This window comes from Phormidesmis priestleyi ULC007 (assembly GCF_003003695.1).
Lineage (GTDB): Bacteria > Cyanobacteriota > Cyanobacteriia > Leptolyngbyales > Leptolyngbyaceae > Phormidesmis_A > Phormidesmis_A priestleyi_A.
Map to the genome: position 1 here is coordinate 24,750 of NZ_PVWG01000001.1, position 18,707 is coordinate 43,456.

Consider the following 18,707-nt stretch of genomic DNA (forward strand, 5'->3'; position numbering starts at 1 on the left):
AGTAACTGCCAGGATATGTCTAACTTATTTGAAACGATCGCGAAAGGTGGACTGACGATGATTCCCCTGGTGGGGATGTCGATCGCCACGATCGCCTGTGGTCTAGAAAGATCCTGGTTTTGGTTTCAACTAATGAGCCAAGAAGAACGCATTGTGCACGACGTGATAGAAGCGGCTCGATTTGATTTATCTAGAGCCGCTGAGATTGCTAGCCAAGCTCAAGAGTTAGCGATCGGTCGATTTTTATTGGCTCCGCTCAAACTCAAGCAGCCGACTCCTGAAACGTTTCGGTTAGCAATGGAAGCGGCTGCCGATCGGGAATTTATTCAAATGCGAAAGGGCGACAAACTTTTAGAATCGGTGGTTGGGCTGGCACCTCTTTTAGGGCTATTGGGAACCGTCACCGGATTAATTGCCACCTTTGCAAGCTTAAAAATTGGCGGCGGTGGAACTTCTGCTGACACCACCAAAGCCGCCGCAGGAATTGGTGAAGCGCTGATCACTACTGCATCTGGGATGGTTGTCGCAATTATCTCTCTAGCCATTTTTCGAGTCATGGTGACTCTACAATCTCGTCAGGTTGACTATTTTGGCAGAGTCGGCAGCGATCTGGAACTAATCTACCGTGAGATTTGGTATGAACCGACGTTTCATCACAATCACCATCAGTCTGATGATGACTATTCAAATGCAAGCAAGGTGCAGTTAATTGACAGCTAAAGAATGGTTTCTAAAAGGCTGCTGACTCTCAGTCAAAATTGCTTCAACAACCCCAAAGTCTACATAAGCTGAAATTAACAACGGTATGAGTGATGCGGTTTAAATCACAGCAAAAGCAATCAGAAATGCCAGAAGTCAACCTGGTGCCGATGATGGATGTGTTAATGACTATCTTGACATTCTTTATCATCATTGCGATGACATTAACTACGCAGCAAACCGTTAACGTCACACTACCTAGCACGAGTGCTGGCGCGATCGAGACCAAGGAACCCGACCCGCTAATCGTCGGACTCAATCTGCAAAATCAAATCATTCTGGCAGAAAAGCCAGTTTCCTCTGACGAATTGGGTCAAAAGGTTCAATCCTACCTGACTCAAAACCCCAAAGGAGTCGTAATTCTCAAAGCTGACAGCAAAATCCCTTACGAGCAAGTCGTTAAGCTGCTGGGCACCCTGCGCGACATGGGCGGCGATCGCGTATCGTTGGCGATCGAAGGCAACTAGTAGGGGCATGGCACCGCCGTGCCCATTGACTTACAAATAACCGACATTATTTAATTCACGAGCCTAACCGCTTATTCACTTTGAGCCGTCTGTGTCGGAAACGCTCCTGGCTGCACCGCAACCGTAGTCGCTCGCCCGTTGCGATTAACTTCTACTTGCAGTGATCCCCCTACAGAACTGGCTTCTACCGCGTTCTGAACCTGATCGGCTGTCTCCACCGCCTGACCATTGATCTTTTTGATCACGTCTCCTGCGCGCAGCCCAGCCCTCGCCGCCGGAGAATTTTGCATCACACTATAGATCAAGATCCCGCGATCGTCTTGCACCGAGAGATTGGCTTCCCGATCGCTGTTAATCTGTTTTTTCAGTTCAGGAGTCAGCGTCGTCATCCGAATTCCCAAATAGGGATGATTCACTTTTCCGGTTGCAATCAACTGCTGCGAAATCTTTTGCGCCGTATTGATCGGAATCGCAAACCCTAACCCTTGAGCGCCTCCCCCAATAATGGCAGTGTTCATCCCAATCACTTCACCGCGCTGATTTAATAAGGGGCCGCCTGAATTGCCAGGGTTAATCGCGGCATCGGTTTGAATAAAGCTAACTCGCTTGTCAGGAACGCGCACCTCAGCACTGGTGCGACCCGTCGCGCTAATAATTCCGGCAGTTACGGTGTTGTCTAACCCTAGCGGATTGCCGATCGCGATCGCCCACTCACCCGGACGCAACTGATCTGAGTTTCCGATCGTCACAACTGGCAGATTATTGGCCTGAATTTTGACTACCGCCACATCAGTTACAGGGTCTTGGCCCAACACCTTGCCTTGAAACTCTCGCCCATCTTTGAGTTTTACAGAAACCGTGTCTGCGCCATTCACAACATGGGAGTTGGTTAAGATTAATCCTTCCCCATTAATAATGAAGCCCGACCCGGTGCCTCGTTCAACCCTGGTAGACGGAGCATCGGGCAACTCTGAGCCGAAAAATTGTCGGAAAAAAGGATCGTTAAAAATTGGAGGAATCTGAGTTCTGACCGTTCGAGACGAATTGATTCGCACGACCGCAGGCCCGACTCGCTCGACTGCCGCCGCAATAAAGTTAGGATCTGTAGCAGAAAGAATAGCACCCGTGCGGCTCTGAGCCACTTGTGTCTCGGCAGCTTGAGCAATCGCAGGCTGCACCACTGGCACCGGGTTGGATGAAGATAACCAACGATCGCCGATTAAGGCCGTCCCGGCTCCGACGAGCGGCAACATCAAATAGATCGCAGGCTGCTTCCAAGAAAATTTGCGAGGCTTAATCGTTGAATGGGGATCTGAATCGTGGGGCGTTTTCATTGAGTCTCAACTCTCCTTGACAGTAACCATAGCTTTAGTAGCTCGAACCTAGACTATCTTTATGACGATCGGGTTGCGATCGCGTCACACACTCATGAATCTCACGGGCGATCGTGGATATTGACGCTCAACCCAGTCAACTTGCTCCCTGTTTTTTAAATTTGTTAAACCGTCATTGCAAGTTCATGCCTGAAACATGAGATTGACAAGCCTGCTCGATACTCTTTAACTACAGGTGAATGAATGGTAAGAGCGAGTTGATTGCCGCGATCTATCCAAAATCACCCTATCTGAATGGCAGCACTTGCAGCACTCCAAAGATAGGGCGAGGTGGGTCAGATGCAGTCTTCTCGCTCTTTTTTATATTTTATACATTTCCCAATCCGGTGAGATACATTCCGATCGACGCTAAATTTATCTTCAACTCGGCTCAATCAACACTCAGACAAAGCGCTTGGTTTCCATCAACTAAATCTTATTACTTGAATTTTCTTGGCTGCATTACAATCACAAAGATCAAATTGCTAATTTATCAATAGAGCGGTTTTGAAGGAAGGCAACCTCAAGCGCAGCATCAATAGACAAACACACAATTTAGTAGGTTTTTCTACAAGCCTCTGATTTAAAAGTTGAGCGTTTGAGTGTCTTAAAATATCTCTCGATCGGCTTTGCAAGTTTCTGAAAAATCGAATGTAAAAAAATCACAGCATCAGTGTAATATAAATCAAATGGTTAATATTGACTCAGGAAATGTTTCCTAAAGCAAGTTAGCCAAGTTAAAGTCGAGCAAACTCATCTTCATTATTTCAGACTCAAGTTGATGACTAAAAAGAAAAAGATTGAGCCTCTTATCGGTGAAGCCCTCCTCAAGAAAGTCAAAGAGCTAGAGACTCTTAGCAAAGAGGAAAAAGCGCGCGAGTGTGGCTATTACACCGTGACTAAGAACGGGGTTGAGCGAGTCAACATGATGAAGTTCCTCAATGCCCTGATCGATGCAGAAGGAATTGAACTCGACGGGAAACAAAACACTAACGGGCGCGGTGGGCGCAGCGCTAGCTATCGAATCAATGTTCAATCTAACGGGAACTTGCTGATTGGTGCTGCCTACACTAAACAAATGGAACTGCACCCCGGAGATGAGTTTGAAATCTCACTAGGGCGAAAGCACATTCACCTTCGTCAAGTTGAGCGTCAAGACGAAGCTTCTTGAAGTTGACTGCTCTCTCGTTCAATAGTCTTGAACCAGATTCTCTCGGCGATTCTGGTTAACTGTACTAAGGTGAGAAGGTGACTCTTAACCTCGAAGATTGACCTCTTAATTTTTTGCTGATTCAGTCTTATGGAAAATGTTGATTGGCTAACCGTAGTGCCTGCCGGACTCGCGATCGCCATTTTTATCGGCGGCATGTTGATGATGTTTACTGGCATCTGGACTGCCCGTAACAAATAGGGCTTCAATCGATTCAGAGTTTATCGACCAGAGACTTAACCCCCTGACTTGAATCGACTTCAGGCAGATCTAAGCTAATCTGTGCCTGAGTCAAAATCGATAGATAGGGCGTGAGTGCCTCGCGAGTTAACGCCAATTCACAGGCCAACGCCACATTTCCTTGCGTCAACAAACCCAAAAGCTGATGAGGCTTTTGGCGCGAGACAACAGGCAGTTGGTGAATGCCTTGGGCAGCCATGCGATCGAGCGCCTCGTTCACAAGCTCGTCGGGGTAAGTGTAAAGGATTTCATTGGTGCAAATTTCTCCAATAGTTTTGTTCATCAGAGACTGATCAAGCAAGCACACCTTAGCTTGAGTTTGTTCAAAACGGGCGATCGTGCGGTTGATGTCTTGCAGCGTGACGATACCAACTAATTGATCATCGGCATCTACGATCAGCGCACCGTGCAGATGTTGCTCGATGAGAGAAAGCCCCGCTTGCAGCAGCGGCAATGACTGCGGCAGCATCGCAAAGTTTTGCTGCATTGCCTCACCCACCAGCATTGCGTTTAAAACTTTTTGAACTCGGTCTTGCTCCGGGTCAGACTCGATTTGCTTTAGGTTTGAGCCTCGCTCTGGGCGGTGATTGAGCCGCTCTGCCAGCCAAGCACTCAAGCCAACGGCTGCCATTAGGGGCAACACAATTCGATAGTCACGAGTCATTTCAAACAGCAGCAAAATCGAGGTCAGAGGCGCATTCACACTCGCTGCCAAAACTGCCGCCATTCCCACCATCGCATAAGCAGGAGGAGCCGCAATGCTAGAAGCAAACCAGGGCAATGCAAACGGCAAAATCTTCCCATAAGCGGCTCCTAGCGTTGCCCCTAAAAACATGGCTGGGGCAAAGACTCCGCCGACTAAACCGCTCCCTAAACTCACCGCCGTGACTAATAGCTTGACGACCAGCAATGTGAGCAGCAGCCCTAGTGAGAATTCGACATCTCGCAGCATCGCCTCGACGGTTTCGTAGCCGACTCCTAAAATTTGGGGCAGTTGCAGCGCGACCAGTCCGACACACAGCCCGCCGATCATCGGCTGAATCTCTCGCGGCAGGTTGCCAAACCAGGCAAATCCCGGAATTTGTCCTTTAAAGCAGTCTTGCGCCCATTTTAGAGATTGGGTGTAGGCGATCGAGACCAAACTTGCAAACAGTCCTAACCCCAAATAGAGCGGCAACTCTAACGGGCTGCGAACTTCGTAGGCAGGGAGATTAAAAGCAGGTTGAGATCCTAAACCAATCTGGGCGACCAAAGCAGACACCACGGCTGCTAAGAGGACAACACTTGCCGCAGAAGTCGCAAATGTTGTGCCCAAAACGACTTCTAGGGCAAAAAAGACACCCGCGATCGGAGCATTAAATCCTGCTGCCAGTCCTGCCGCGGCCCCAGCTCCCAACAGCAAGCGCTGTCGTTCTTGAGAAACGCGCAGAGCCTGTCCTAAAAGAATGCCTAGATTTGCCCCAATTTCGACGCTGGGGCCTTCGGGCCCCAACGATGCCCCCGACCCAAGCGACACGGCGGCTGCCACCATTTTAGTCACCGGGCGAATTGCGGAGACTTCTTGCCCTGCCTGAACAGCGGCGATCAGAGAAGAAATGCCAGGGCCAAAATCTTTCCAGCACCAGCGCATCAGTCCAACCACAATGCCGCCCAACGTGGGGACGCACGCCAACGTCCACGCGCCTAAATGAGCGATCGTACCCATCAAATCTTCTAGCATCAAATGATGCAGAATCTCAATCAAGTAGCGAAATATCACCACGCCCATCCCGGCTCCGCCCCCAATCACGACTGCTAGAATCAGCACGATCGTCTCTGGAGAAGATTGCAGACGATTTAAAGTGTTAACAAAAGGAGGGGCAGTAGACGGTAAATTGGGTGGATCAGGCAGCAAGACTTTGAGCGGAGGGAGAGGCATCCAAGACTAATCACTAGATAGCATTAAACTTTATTTCTAACTTTCATTGTCAGTCATAGATCCCAGCTAAAACAAACAAATTTGGAATCTGTGAGGAGTGGAAAGCCAATCTTCAAAAAACGTGGGTAAACTAAGTAGGTAAGAATGCGTAATCGTAGCGAAAGCTGATCCGTGTCTTAGATTGTGGGGAGTGTCTCAAAACTAAGTCAAAATAGTTAGAGTTCTTGACCGCGAAGTTCCCCTGGTTTTAGAGTTGCCTGTTTGAGAAACTTGTCATTTTGTCTTTGACAGCAGAAGTGCCTGATGAACGCTGACACCTTTGATCGTCCCTCTTCTCCTTGCCCGGTTTGTCATCATATGAGTGGTCTGCGATCGCTCAAGATGGTCGATGGGTTGTTGACCTGCCCTTATTGTCGTGAGCGGTTAGTCGTGAGTGTCAGTGGTCATTATGTACGTGACCCATTCGCGCTAAAGCAGAGAGTGACGGGTCAGATGCTGCGTCGCCAGAGCCGTCCCCTGGCCAGAATTTTGCGAGACTCTGGAATTTCTAGACATTCATCTTTGCTGGCGATGGTAGGCAGTCTGTTTTTTTTGGGCTTCACGATCGCTGCGGTGAATGAAGTCAGTCACCAGCGTTTTCCTTTTCAAGACAAGCTAGAGCAAATCGTTAATCTGAATGAGAGTGCTGAATAGTTGCACTCATGCTCAGAACTTAATATTGATAATTGACTAGATTTTTTAAGATTTGTTGCACTCTTAACCCGAACTTTAAGAGTCTTGTGAGTGCTTACTCACTTTTATGTAAATTAGTGTAAACAAATAACTCAGGTTTTTTATCAAATTGTGTCGGTTATTTCCTGGAACGCTCTTCTAGTAGGCGTTTTCTGGTAAATATATATATGAAGATAAACTGATGTCTCTGACCAACAAGTCAAACTTCGACTTCACATTTCTTTATAAAGCCGCAGTTTAGATTGAGAACCGTCTCAAGATCGTCGTAGATTTAGGTCTCAGTTCTGGGAGTAATTGTGGTTGCTCATCCAGGCTTTGCCATCTTCACCGATTTACTCGAAGAGAACACGCATCGCAAGGAGTCTGACCCGCATGTTCACTCACGTCAAGCCCACCATTAGACACATTTCGCCCGACAATCTTCAAGGTCGGTCACTCGTAAAGGTGGTATATGTCGTGCTAGAGCCGCAATATCAAAGCGCTCTGTCTGCCGCCGTTCGATCGATTAATAAAGCTCATCCCAATGTGGCGATCGAGATCAGTGGTTATCTGATTGAAGAACTGCGTGACACCGAAAACTACGAGAACTTCAAAAAAGATGTTTCTGAAGCCAATATTTTTATCGCCTCGCTGATTTTCTTAGAAGATCTCGCAGACAAATTGGTGGCTGCGGTCGAGCCTCATCGCGATCACTTGGATGTCGCCGTGGTTTTCCCCTCAATGCCGCAGGTGATGCGCCTCAATAAAATGGGCAGCTTCTCGATGGCGCAGTTGGGGCAGTCGAAAAGCGCGATCGCTCAGTTTATGAAAAAGCGCAAAGAAAAGTCTGGCGCTGGTTTTCAAGATGGGATGCTGAAGCTGCTGCAAACCTTGCCCAAAGTGCTGAAATATTTGCCGATGGATAAGGCGCAAGATGCGCGCAACTTTATGTTGAGCTTTCAATATTGGCTCGGCGGTTCTCAGGAAAACTTAGAGAACTTCCTGTTGATGCTCACCGATCGCTATGTGTTTAAGGGCATCAAAACCACTGGCGACTTGGTGTATCAAGATCCCGTCACCTACCCAGATATGGGCATCTGGCATCCGCTTGCGCCCGCGATGTATGAAGATGTCAAAGAATATCTCAACTGGTTCAACTCGCGCAAAGATATTTCTTCAGACTTAAAAGATCCGCTTGCCCCGTGTATTGGCTTAGTGCTGCAACGAACGCACTTAGTCACCGGAGATGACGCGCACTATGTCTCGATGGTGCAGGAGTTGGAGTCGATGGGCGCACGGGTGATTCCGGTGTTTGCAGGCGGTTTAGATTTCTCGAAGCCTGTAGAGGCGTTTTTCTACGATCCGATTAGAGGAGATTCATCGATCGTCGATGTCGTCATCTCGCTAACAGGTTTTGCCTTGGTCGGCGGCCCGGCGAGACAGGATCACCCCAAAGCGATCGAAGCCCTGACTCGGTTGAACCGTCCCTATATGGTGGCGCTGCCGCTGGTCTTCCAAACGACCGAAGAATGGCAGGATAGTGACCTGGGATTACACCCGATTCAAGTCGCGTTGCAGATTGCGCTACCTGAGTTAGATGGTGCGATCGAGCCGATTATTTTGTCAGGTCGAGATGGCAATACGGGGAAAGCGATCGCCCTCCAAGATCGCGTCGAAGCGATTTCGCAACGGGCAATGAAGTGGGCAAGTCTGCGCCGCAAACCCAAGCTAAATAAGCGAGTCGCGATCACCGTTTTCAGCTTTCCGCCCGATAAAGGCAATGTCGGAACAGCCGCTTATTTAGATGTGTTTGGCTCCATTTATAAAGTGATGGAATCGCTGAAGCACAATGGCTATGATGTGCCAGAGCTACCCGAATCGGCAGAAGCGCTGATGCTAGAAGTGCTGCATGATGCCAGAGCGCAATATAACAGCCCCGAACTCAACATCGCCTATAAGATGTCGGTGCCTGAATATGAAGAACTCACCCCTTATCACGAGAAGCTGATTCCATCTTGGGGTGCGGCTCCTGGACATCTCAACACCGACGGTCAGAACCTTCTGATTTACGGCAAAGAGTTTGGAAATGTGTTTATCGGAGTGCAGCCAACTTTCGGGTATGAAGGCGATCCGATGCGGTTGTTGTTCTCTCGATCGGCAAGTCCTCATCACGGGTTCGCCGCTTACTATACCTATCTAGAGCAAATCTGGAAAGCCGATGCGGTGCTGCACTTTGGCACTCACGGATCGCTAGAGTTTATGCCCGGTAAACAGATTGGGATGTCAGGCGATTGTTTCCCGGATAGTTTGATTGGCACGATTCCCAATCTCTATTACTACGCGGCAAACAATCCGTCTGAGGCGACGATCGCGAAACGTCGTTCTTATGCGGAAACCATCAGCTACTTAACGCCTCCGGCTGAGAATGCTGGACTGTATAAGGGTTTGAAGGAACTCGGTGATCTGGTTGCGTCTTACCAAACGCTGAAAGATACGGGGCGCGGCGCTCAGATTGTGGATACGATCGTCGATCAGTGCCGGATCGTAAATCTGGATAAAGACATCACATTACCGGAAGTCAGCGCGAAGGAACTCACACCAGAAGAACGAGATAGTGTGATTGGGAAGGTCTACATCAAACTGATGGAGATCGAATCGCGTCTGTTGCCATGTGGGTTACATGTGATTGGGAAGCCTCCCAGCGCTGAAGAAGCCATTGCAACTTTAGTCAACATTGCGAGTTTAGATCGTCCTGAAGATGATGTTGTGAGTCTGACTCGCATCATTGCTGATAGCGTTGGACGTGACATGGACGACGTGTATCAGGGCAGCGATCGTGGCGTTCTCGCTGACGTTCAACTGCTGCAAGATATCACGTTAGCGACTCGTGAAGCCGTGGCTGCAATGGTCAAGGCTCAAACCGATGCTGATGGTCGCGTCTCGAAGGTGACGAAGCTCAATTTCTTCAACATGGGCAAGAAGGAACCTTGGATTGAAGCCTTGCATGAAGCGGGCTATACCAAGGTGAATGTTGAGCAAATCAAGCCCCTGTTTGAGTACCTGGAATTTTGCTTAAAGCAAGTCATTGCCGATAACGAATTAGGGGCATTGCTCACCGCGCTGGAAGGTGAATATATTCTTCCCGGCCCCGGTGGCGACCCGATTCGGAATCCTGATGTGTTGCCGACGGGTAAGAACATCCACGCTCTTGATCCGCAGTCCATTCCGACGGCGGCGGCGGTAAAATCTGCGAAAGTGGTCGTCGATCGGCTCTTATCGCGTCAATGTTCTGAAAATGACGGTCAATATCCTGAAACGATCGCGTGTGTTTTGTGGGGCACTGACAACATCAAAACCTACGGCGAGTCGCTGGCGCAGATTCTCTGGATGGTGGGTGTACGTCCGATTCCCGACTCGCTGGGACGCATTAACAAGGTCGAACTAATTCCCCTTGAAGAATTGGGTCGCCCTCGCATTGATGTGGTGGTTAACTGTTCGGGCGTGTTTCGCGACTTGTTTATTAACCAGATGAACTTGCTCGATCGGGCGGTCAAAATGGCAGCCGAAGCCGATGAACCTGCGGAAATGAACTTCATTCGCAAACACGCGCTCAAGCAGTCTGAAGACATGGGCATCAATCTGCGTCAGGCAGCAACTCGTGTTTTCTCAAATGCTTCCGGTTCTTATTCGTCGAATATTAATTTGGCAGTTGAGAACAGCACTTGGGAGAACGAATCGGAACTTCAGGATATGTATTTGTCTCGCAAATCGTTTGCGTTTTCGTCAGACAATCCGGGTGAAATGGGGCAAGACCGCAAGATTTTTGAGGCGGCTCTCAAAACGGCAGATGTCACGTTTCAAAACCTCGATTCGTCTGAGATTTCGCTGACGGATGTGTCACACTACTACGATTCTGACCCGACAAAAATCGTGTCTCGACTGCGGGATGATGGCAAAAAGCCTGTTTCTTTCATCGCCGACACGACGACCGCAAACGCCCAAGTGCGAACGCTTTCAGAAACAGTCCGACTCGATGCACGGACAAAACTGCTCAACCCCAAATGGTATGAGGGAATGTTGAGTCACGGCTATGAAGGAGTGCGGGAACTGTCGAAGCGATTGGTCAACACAATGGGTTGGTCAGCCACAGCCGGGGCGGTTGACAATTGGATCTATGAAGACGCGAATGATACGTTCATCAAAGATGATGAAATGCAAAAGCGATTGCTAGATCTCAATCCAAACTCGTTCCGTAAAATGGTGACGACATTGCTGGAAGCTAACGGTCGCGGATACTGGGAAACCAGCGAAGAGAATCTCGATAAACTTCGTGAGTTGTATCAAGAAGTGGAAGACAAGATTGAAGGCGTTGAGTAGTTCAGTCGCTCAATAATCCTTTTCTTGCGGGGTAGATAGTCACATATCTACCCCTTTTTGTTGCCTATTCAATCCACCTTGGCTGACCTAGAGAGGCACTGCTAGTCTCAGCAATTGTTTTATACAGGTTCAGCACTGTTTTCAATGTAGTGCGATCGTCTTCAGTGATTGTTTGATCAGTATCCACTATGTTATGAATTTCTTGACAATCGATGCTAGATACGTAGAGCGAAGTCAGTGAAACTAAATCGTGTTCTTGCGCTACTGTTAAATACTTGTTGGAATCAACGAAGACCGCCAAAGTTTCAGAAGTGTAAAAATCCAAGGTGCGGTAAAGACTTTTTGATGTTTTAAACAGGTGTAGCACCGCTTGGTAGGCAGCACTCCGTTGTCCTGCTTCACTTAACCGATCTTTTACAGACTCATAGAACTGATTAGTGGAGGGTTTTATATGTCTAGGTTGGTAATATTTCATTGGATTGCTAGAGTGTCTTCACCTATAAAGTACCCAGATTAGGTGCTTGCGTATTCATCTACTCATCTCAAGATTTCGACATCTGCACACAGACTTCTAAAAGGAAATAGTTCAAGGATTTTGAAGCAGTATCATCAGAGGAGAGCCGCAAAATTTTCTCCTCACACAAGCGAATGAAGCAATGGTAGAACTCAAAGCGAAATTAGTAGCTGATGCCTGGGTTCCTGCGTCGTGGGAGGACTATCTTCAGACGATCGCTGATCCCACCTACGAAAAAGCAAAAGGCTACTATTATCAAGGGCACATGAGGATTGAGATGGCCTCAGTTGGACGCGATCACGCAGATGATCACACTGTCATCATTTTGGCAGTCGGTTTATTTGGGATTGTCAAAGGAATTTCACTGCGCGGACTTGATAACTGCTCATTTCGTAAAGCAGGTGTGCAGGAATTTCAGCCTGATGTGTCTTACTATGTTGGAGAACGTGCCCAATCAGTTCCACCCGGTACAAATGTTGTGAATCTCGATTTGTATCCTGTTCCTAATCTCGTGATCGAAGTTTCTAAGACGACGCTGCTCGACGATCGCGGCAACAAACGCACCTTATACGAAGAATTAGGTGTGTCTGAATATTGGGTCGTAGATGTCGAAAAAACAGAAATTTTGGCGTTTCAGATGATCGATCGCGGCAGCAAACGCATTGATGAATCGCAAGTCTTACCCGGATTAGCGGTTGCTTCGCAGTTCCCCAAAGGGGTAATCGCTACCTTAGAAGCAGCCCTTCGGCAAAGCCGCGAAACAGACCAGTCTCAAGTCGGAGCTTGGTTAATGACACAGTTTCAGCAACCCAGCTAAAGGGCTTTTTGAAAATGGTTAAACTGGGATCGCTTGAGGTTTCACCGATCGAGCAAGTTCTTGCAGCATTGTGACCGTAGTGCCAAAATCAACACAGGCATCCGTGACGCTTTGCCCATAGGTGAGTTGACTGAGATCGGCTGGAATCGACTGATTTCCGGCAACGAGATGACTTTCAATCATCACCCCGAAGCAGTGACGAGAGCCGCTTGCCATCTGTTCTGCGATCGACTGAAGCACGATCGTTTGGCGATTGTGATCTTTGCTGCTGTTGCCGTGGCTGCAATCGACCATCACCGGAGTCGAAATGCCCTGCTTGATCAGTTGGCTAACGGCCTCTTCAAGGTCAGCCGCACCGTAGTTAGTTCCGCCTTTGCCGCCTCGCAAAATGATGTGACAGTCAGGGTTGCCCGTCGTGGCGACAATGCTTGCCAAGCCTTGAGCGTTGATTCCTAAGAAATGATGAGGATGGTTGGCGGCGAGAATCGCGTGAATAGCGGTTAACAGATTGCCATCCGTGCTGTTTTTAAAACCTACAGGCATCGACAAACCCGATGCCATTTCGCGGTGGGTTTGGCTCTCAGTAGTGCGGGCCCCGATCGCGCTCCAAGTGATCACATCGGCAATGTATTGCGGAATGATCGGATCTAATAATTCGGTGGCGCTGGGCATTCCTAAATGGGCGAGATCGATCAACAGTTTGCGAGCCGTTCGCAGCCCCGTGTTGATGTCATAGCTCTCATCCAGGTGGGGATCGTTGATTAGACCTTTCCAACCTGTAGTGGTGCGGGGTTTCTCAAAATAGACGCGCATCACAATCTCTAAGCGATCGGACAATTCATTTCGCAGGTGCATCAACTTTTGCCCATATTCATAGGCAGCATCTACGTCATGAACCGAGCAAGGCCCAACGATTACGAGTAAACGATCGTCTTGTCGGTTTAAGATTTTGCGAATGCGATCGCGGGTCGTGGCAATGAGCGCGGCGGCAGTCTCGGTTAATGGAATTTCTTCTTTTATTGCTGTTGGAGACATCAGCGTTCTGGTCTCAACAACATGCAGGTCGTAAGTCTTATGCATCAATTCAATTATCCAGCAGAAATCGGTGAGCACAATCAAGGACAGGCTGAAGGAGGAATCTTAAATCGCCTCAAACAGTATATCAGTGAGAGATCGATCGGTGGTGATCTCGATCTTCTTTTGCTAGTAGAGGATTTTTCTACCGTAGCGTTCTTAATTTTTGAAGTGATATATCTTCACGCTCTCATAAATGCAGTAGAGACGTTCCACTGAGAACGCCTCTACTGCATCGGGTGAAGTGATTAATGACCAGAAGGGGTTTTATCGGAGGACGATCGCCCAACTGCGGTTTCTCTCGATCGCTGACTGCCATCATGACCATCTAATGAGCCATCAACGGTTACAACGGTAGGAGACGGCGGGGGCGATTTGCGAAAGCGACCTTCTGCTGACTTGATGACAACATAGAGAACTGGGACGACAAATAAACTGAGAACGGTGGCGACACACATTCCCCCCACGATCGCGGTTCCTAGTGATTGTCGTGCTGCCGCTCCGGGCCCTGTGGCTAACACGAGGGGAACTGCGCCGACCACAGTTGCGATCGCGGTCATTAAGATGGGGCGCAACCGTTCTCGACAGGCTTCGGTCACCGATCGGGCGATCGTTTCCCCATGTTCTCGCTGTTGGTTGGCAAATTCCACAATCAGAATCGCGTTTTTACTTGCCATGCCGATTAGCATAATAAATCCGATTTGAGTGTAGACATCGTTGGCGGTGCCGCGTAGAAGCACGGCTGCCAGTGCGCCCAAAATTGCCAGAGGCACGGTGAGCATGATGATCAGAGGATCAATAAAGCTTTCATATTGGGCTGCCAGGGTCAGAAAGACGAAGATGATTCCCAAGGCGAAGATGAAGATTGCGGCACCGCCTGACTGAAGTTCTTCGAGTGAGAGTCCTGACCACTCGTAGCCAAAGCCTTTGGGTAGGGTTTCTTGGGCGATCGTTTGCATCGCGGTGATGGCTTGACCAGAGCTTGAGCCGGGAGCGGCGGCTCCGTTAATTTCGACCGATCGAAACAGATTGTAGTGATTGATAATTGAAGGGCCGTTGATTTGAGTAATCTTCACCAAATTACTTAGTGGAATCATTTGCCCAGTTTGTGCCCCGTTTGTGGCGGCAGTGCGGACATAGAGCCGTTTAATGTCATCAGGATTTGACCGAAATTGGCTATCGGCTTGCACATAAACTCGATAAGCGCGATCGAACTGGTTAAAGTCATTAACGTAAGTCGATCCTAAGAAGATTTGCAACGTGCTGAAAATGTCTTGCAGAGATACTTGCAGTTGGTTTGCCCGCACCCGATCGACCTCAACTGAGATTTGAGGGGTGTTGGCGTTAAAGTTAGGTCGCAGTCCGGTGAGTGCAGGACTTTGAGCCGATGGATAAGTAGTGGCTCGACCGAGAAATTTGCCGAGGGTTTCACCTAGAGCGGCAAAGCCAAACCCTGTGCGATCTTGCAGGTGAAATTCAAATCCGCCAAAGCTGCCGATCCCAGGGATGGCAGGCAGATTAAACGGCAAGACAACCGCCTCCTGAATCGATGCCATTTTGGGAAATAAGCCAGAGGGTTGGGGGAAGAATCCGCCGATGATCGCTTTTAAGGATTGGTTGGCTCCGGTTCTTTCTTCCCACGGCTTGAGGGTGGAGAAAATGAGACCGTTGTTTGGCGTTGCTCCGCTAAAGCTAAAGCCGCCGACTGCAAAGATATTTGAGATTTCTGGCTGCTGTTTGAGAATTGCCTCAGCTTTTTCTAACACGCGTTCGGTGTAGTCGAGCGACACGCCTTCAGGTGCCTGAACAACGGTGATAAACACGCCCTGATCTTCATCGGGAATGAACGCTTTGGGGACAAAATTATAGACAAAATAAGTGAGCACTAACGCGAGTGCGAAGACCGATACGATCAGTCCTTTGCGCCGAATTACACTGCCGACTGAGCGCCCGTAGCTCTCCCGTGTGTGGTCGATCGCCCAGTTAATGCGATTAAAGAACCAGTTATTAGGAGCCTGCCCTCGCCTCAGCAACAGCGCAGACAACATCGGAGTAAACGTAATTGCATTAAAAGTCGAAATCGTGATTGAGAATGCGATCGTTAATGCAAACTGTCGATAAAGCTGCCCCGTTGTGCCCGGAAAAAACGCTACGGGAACAAACACCGTCACCAACACAACCGATGTTGCAACGACCGCACTAAAAAGTGTATTCATTGAGGCGATCGCGGCTTCAATCGGTCGCAGTCCTTCGTCTTGAATACGGCGAGTAATATCTTCAACAATCACGATCGCGTCATCGACGACCAAACCCGTTGCTAAGGTTAATCCGAACAGTGTCAGGGTGTTAATCGAGAAACCGAGCAGTTTGACGAAAATAAAGGTGCCGATTAGCGCAACTGGAATTGCGATCGAGGCAATCAGCGCCGATCTCCAGTTCTGCAAAAACAAGAAGATCACGCCGATTACAAGCGCGATCGACAAGATCAGCGAGGTGATCACTTCTCTGGTTCCCGCTTCGATAAACGTGGTGGTGTCGAAAGCGATCGCGTAGCGCATCCCTGGCGGAAAGCTCCCAGAGAGCAGCCGAATCTCTTCTTTAATAGCTTTGGCAACGTCGAGGGCATTGCTGCCAAACTGCTGGTTAATGCCAATGCCAACGCCCCGGTGAGTGACGCGATCGTCAGGAGTGAATCGCAAAACCGAACCGTAATTTTCTGCGCCCAACTCAGCCCGACCCACATCTTTTAGTCTGACTAATGTTCCATTATTGACGGTTTTGATCACGAGATTGCTAAATTCTTCAGCGTCTTTGAGTCGCCCTTGAGCCGTGACCGCATATTGATATTGCTGTCCAGACTGAGCAGGAGGCTGTCCGATTTGTCCGGCTCCGACCTGAATATTTTGCTCTTGAAGTGCCGTGACAACTTCTTGAGGCGTGAGCGATCGACTCGCCAATCGTTCGGGGTCGAGCCAAAGCCGCATCGCATATTTGCGTTCGCCAAAAATCTGCACACCGCCCACGCCTTTAACGCGCTTCACCGCATCGGCAATATAAAGGTCGGCGTAGTTGCTGAGATAGATGTCATCGTAGAGATCTTTTCCGGCTTTTTCGTCACGATCGGAATATAGCCCGATCGCCAGCAAAAAGTTGTTGTTAGCTTTCTCAACCTGCACACCCGTTTGGGTCACAGGACCCGGTAAGCGTGACTGCACGGTTGAAACGCGGTTTTGCACATCGACGGCTGCCAGATCTTGATCGCGTCCCAGGTCAAACGTTAAATTGATATTGCTAGTTCCGGTGCTGGCACTCGTGGACTTGATGTATTTCACCCCATTAATGCCGTTCAATTCCCGCTCTAGGATGTTAGTGACGGTTGATTCCACCACTTCAGCATTTGCGCCCACATAGTTTGAGGTAACGGTGACTTGAGGCGGCGCAATGTCGGGATATTGAGCGATCGGTAAGGTCGGAATGCAGGCAATTCCCAACAGCGTGATCACGATCGAACACACGGTCGCAAACACGGGACGTTGAATAAAGAAATTAGAGATCGACAGAATCATACAGAATCGTAGGGGGTGAAGGGCGCGAGATTCTGGTCAAATACGAATTCAGATTTTACTGTGGTGCGGCTGCGATCGGGGCACAGTTTTGCAGTTGCAGAATGCCTGCTGTCACGATGCGATCGTTGGAGCTGATTCCTTCTAAGACTTCTTGATCATTGCCGACAATTTTGCCTAACTTGATGGGTTTTTGGGCGGCAACCAATTGGTCTGGCTCGATCGCAGCTCCTGGCACGGTAGGAGCCTCACATTTTGATTCTTTAAAGGGAGCGGCAACGAACAGAAAATCTCTGCCGCCGAGTCGAGAAATTGCTGAGGTCGGCACTAACACGCCCGGACTTTTTGACCAAATAACTCTGGCGCGCACAAACTGCGAGGCGCGCAAACTGCCCGGATTGTCAAAGGTAGCTTTCGCCTGCACCGATTGAGAAGTCGCATCGACATTGGGCGCAACAAACGAAATTCGCCCTGTCTGCACTTCTCGATTTTGGTCATCTAACAGCTTGACGGGTAGACCAATTTTCAGATCTGACGATCGTTCTAAGGGCACCTGAAGCAGAATTTCTAAGCGCTGATTTTGGGTGACATTCATCAACTGAGTCGTCGGACTCACGCCATCGCCCACTTTGATCGGAAGATCGCCGATCGTGCCCGTAAACGGAGCCGTCACAGTGTAGTCTCGCAGTTGGGCTTGCCCTTCAGAAATGTTTGCCTGTGATTCTTCTAGCGCCCGTTCATTTTTCGTGACGATGGTTCGAGTGCGATTGATCACCGATCGTTGGGCTTGCACATCCGCTTCGGCTTGTCGTAGGGCAGCTTGTGCCGTTCGCAATGCGTTTAATCGCTGATCCAAGATTTGTTTGCTAGAGGCTCCTTGGTTGGTTAGGTCTTGATAGCGGGCATATTCTTGCTGGTTTAACTGAACATTGGCGGCGGCGGCGGCACGTTGTGCTTCGAGCGATCGCAGCGTGTCATTTGCGTTGATCACATCTGCCTGAGCCGACGCAATATCGGCATTGGCACTTTGGGCGGCGGCAACGCGGCTGGCAACTTGGGCACGAGGCCCGGCGGCATCAATTTGCAGCAGCGGCTGACCTGCGGTGACGCGATCGCCTGCTTTGACATAAATGGCAGACACCTGTCCAGACACGCGCGGTTGCAGCGTGATTGACTGACGCGAATCTAAACTAGCCGCATAGTCAGAACTGTCTGCGATCGTGGCGGTTTTGGGGTTGGAAAGCGGGACAGGAGTCGGGGGTGTTTTCATCTGACTCGCCATCATCATCGGCAAAATGATCCGACTAAACACAAGCCAACTGACTCCGCCCAACAGTGCCATCGCAATCAGTGCCGGAATTAGAAATCGCCGCCAGCGAGGAGGACGCGGTTTTTCTGGATGACTGGAGTCGTGTAGAGGAATTGTGTCTACGATCGGAGAACGACTAATTGAATTTCGATTAATCTCTTCGCCACTCATGAGTCTCCAGCCTGGTAAATGAAAAGTTGAGCTAGGGAGCGATCGTGAGAGGAGTCTCTCACATCACTAAGTCGAATTGAAGAAACAAAAAAGTCACCCTAACATATATTGTGGTGAATAGATTACTACGGGTGCGAATCGTTAGGCTTCTTCCTTTTGACAGACTTCGAGTGAGCATTGCTGATGTAGGCGTGAATTGTTGGG

12 protein-coding genes are annotated in these 18,707 nt (G+C 49.2%); 6 read left to right on the top strand and 6 right to left on the bottom strand.

What is annotated here, in order from left to right; all coding sequences use genetic code 11:
• Positions 1-15: 15 nt before the first annotated feature.
• Complete coding sequence (locus C7B65_RS00135; protein WP_073068898.1) at positions 16-720, top strand: MotA/TolQ/ExbB proton channel family protein; 705 nt, start codon at positions 16-18, stop codon at positions 718-720.
• A 92-nt stretch (positions 721-812) separates the two neighbouring features.
• Positions 813-1,226, top strand: a complete 414-nt coding sequence (locus C7B65_RS00140) for an ExbD/TolR family protein (protein ID WP_073068899.1) — start codon at positions 813-815, stop codon at positions 1,224-1,226.
• A 71-nt stretch (positions 1,227-1,297) separates the two neighbouring features.
• Here the strand turns inward: C7B65_RS00140 and C7B65_RS00145 are convergent, their stop codons facing one another.
• A complete protein-coding gene (locus C7B65_RS00145) occupies positions 1,298-2,560 on the bottom strand; it encodes an HhoA/HhoB/HtrA family serine endopeptidase (protein ID WP_073068900.1) in 1,263 nt (420 codons plus the stop codon).
• Positions 2,561-3,380: 820 nt separating this feature from the next.
• Here C7B65_RS00145 and C7B65_RS00155 point away from each other — a divergent pair.
• The gene (locus C7B65_RS00155) at positions 3,381-3,770 is read left to right on the top strand and encodes an AbrB family transcriptional regulator (protein WP_073068902.1); all 390 of its coding nucleotides are present in this window, start codon (positions 3,381-3,383) and stop codon (positions 3,768-3,770) included.
• A 253-nt stretch (positions 3,771-4,023) separates the two neighbouring features.
• Here C7B65_RS00155 and C7B65_RS00160 read toward each other — a convergent pair whose 3' ends face one another.
• Positions 4,024-5,967, bottom strand: coding sequence for a chloride channel protein (locus C7B65_RS00160; protein WP_073068903.1), 1,944 nt, complete (start codon positions 5,965-5,967; stop codon positions 4,024-4,026).
• Positions 5,968-6,270: 303 nt separating this feature from the next.
• On the opposite strand from C7B65_RS00160, the gene C7B65_RS00165 reads away from it, so the two are divergent.
• Positions 6,271-6,660, top strand: a complete 390-nt coding sequence (locus C7B65_RS00165) for a hypothetical protein (RefSeq protein ID WP_073068904.1) — start codon at positions 6,271-6,273, stop codon at positions 6,658-6,660.
• A gap of 411 nt (positions 6,661-7,071) precedes the next feature.
• Positions 7,072-11,055: a magnesium chelatase subunit H gene (locus C7B65_RS00170; protein ID WP_073068905.1), complete on the top strand. Its 3,984-nt coding sequence runs from the start codon at positions 7,072-7,074 to the stop codon at positions 11,053-11,055.
• A gap of 64 nt (positions 11,056-11,119) precedes the next feature.
• On the opposite strand, the gene C7B65_RS00175 is transcribed toward C7B65_RS00170, so the two are convergent.
• On the bottom strand, positions 11,120-11,530 hold the full coding sequence (locus tag C7B65_RS00175) for a hypothetical protein (RefSeq protein ID WP_073068906.1): 411 nt from the start codon (positions 11,528-11,530) through the stop codon (positions 11,120-11,122).
• A gap of 181 nt (positions 11,531-11,711) precedes the next feature.
• Here C7B65_RS00175 and C7B65_RS00180 point away from each other — a divergent pair, with 181 nt between their 5' ends.
• The gene (locus C7B65_RS00180) at positions 11,712-12,386 is read left to right on the top strand and encodes a Uma2 family endonuclease (protein WP_073068907.1); all 675 of its coding nucleotides are present in this window, start codon (positions 11,712-11,714) and stop codon (positions 12,384-12,386) included.
• A gap of 18 nt (positions 12,387-12,404) precedes the next feature.
• On the opposite strand, the gene C7B65_RS00185 is transcribed toward C7B65_RS00180, so the two are convergent.
• The 3 genes from C7B65_RS00185 to C7B65_RS00200 all read right to left on the bottom strand — a co-directional run bounded on the left by C7B65_RS00185 (position 12,405) and on the right by C7B65_RS00200 (position 18,503).
• Entirely contained in the window at positions 12,405-13,466 is a 1,062-nt protein-coding gene (locus C7B65_RS00185; protein ID WP_073068908.1) for a 3-deoxy-7-phosphoheptulonate synthase, read from the bottom strand.
• Positions 13,467-13,708: 242 nt separating this feature from the next.
• Positions 13,709-17,026 carry an efflux RND transporter permease subunit gene (locus C7B65_RS00195; protein ID WP_073068910.1) on the bottom strand — a complete coding sequence of 1,106 codons (3,318 nt, stop codon included), beginning with the start codon at positions 17,024-17,026 and terminating at the stop codon, positions 13,709-13,711.
• 55 nt (positions 17,027-17,081) lie between these two features.
• Positions 17,082-18,503, bottom strand: coding sequence for an efflux RND transporter periplasmic adaptor subunit (locus tag C7B65_RS00200; protein ID WP_073068911.1), 1,422 nt, complete (start codon positions 18,501-18,503; stop codon positions 17,082-17,084).
• Positions 18,504-18,707: the final 204 nt, after the last annotated feature.

Bases quoted from the DNA above. Each gene is read 5' to 3' on its own strand.
- C7B65_RS00135 (WP_073068898.1), top strand. From the start codon at position 16: ATGTCTAACTTATTTGAAACGATCGCGAAAGGTGGACTGACGATGATT.
- C7B65_RS00200 (WP_073068911.1), bottom strand. From the start codon at position 18,503: ATGAGTGGCGAAGAGATTAATCGAAATTCAATTAGTCGTTCTCCGATC.
- C7B65_RS00185 (WP_073068908.1), bottom strand. From the start codon at position 13,466: ATGCATAAGACTTACGACCTGCATGTTGTTGAGACCAGAACGCTGATG.
- C7B65_RS00170 (WP_073068905.1), top strand. From the start codon at position 7,072: ATGTTCACTCACGTCAAGCCCACCATTAGACACATTTCGCCCGACAAT.
- C7B65_RS00180 (WP_073068907.1), top strand. From the start codon at position 11,712: ATGGTAGAACTCAAAGCGAAATTAGTAGCTGATGCCTGGGTTCCTGCG.
- C7B65_RS00165 (WP_073068904.1), top strand. From the start codon at position 6,271: ATGAACGCTGACACCTTTGATCGTCCCTCTTCTCCTTGCCCGGTTTGT.
- C7B65_RS00145 (WP_073068900.1), bottom strand. From the start codon at position 2,560: ATGAAAACGCCCCACGATTCAGATCCCCATTCAACGATTAAGCCTCGC.
- C7B65_RS00195 (WP_073068910.1), bottom strand. From the start codon at position 17,026: ATGATTCTGTCGATCTCTAATTTCTTTATTCAACGTCCCGTGTTTGCG.
- C7B65_RS00160 (WP_073068903.1), bottom strand. From the start codon at position 5,967: ATGCCTCTCCCTCCGCTCAAAGTCTTGCTGCCTGATCCACCCAATTTA.
- C7B65_RS00175 (WP_073068906.1), bottom strand. From the start codon at position 11,530: ATGAAATATTACCAACCTAGACATATAAAACCCTCCACTAATCAGTTC.
- C7B65_RS00140 (WP_073068899.1), top strand. From the start codon at position 813: ATGCGGTTTAAATCACAGCAAAAGCAATCAGAAATGCCAGAAGTCAAC.
- C7B65_RS00155 (WP_073068902.1), top strand. From the start codon at position 3,381: ATGACTAAAAAGAAAAAGATTGAGCCTCTTATCGGTGAAGCCCTCCTC.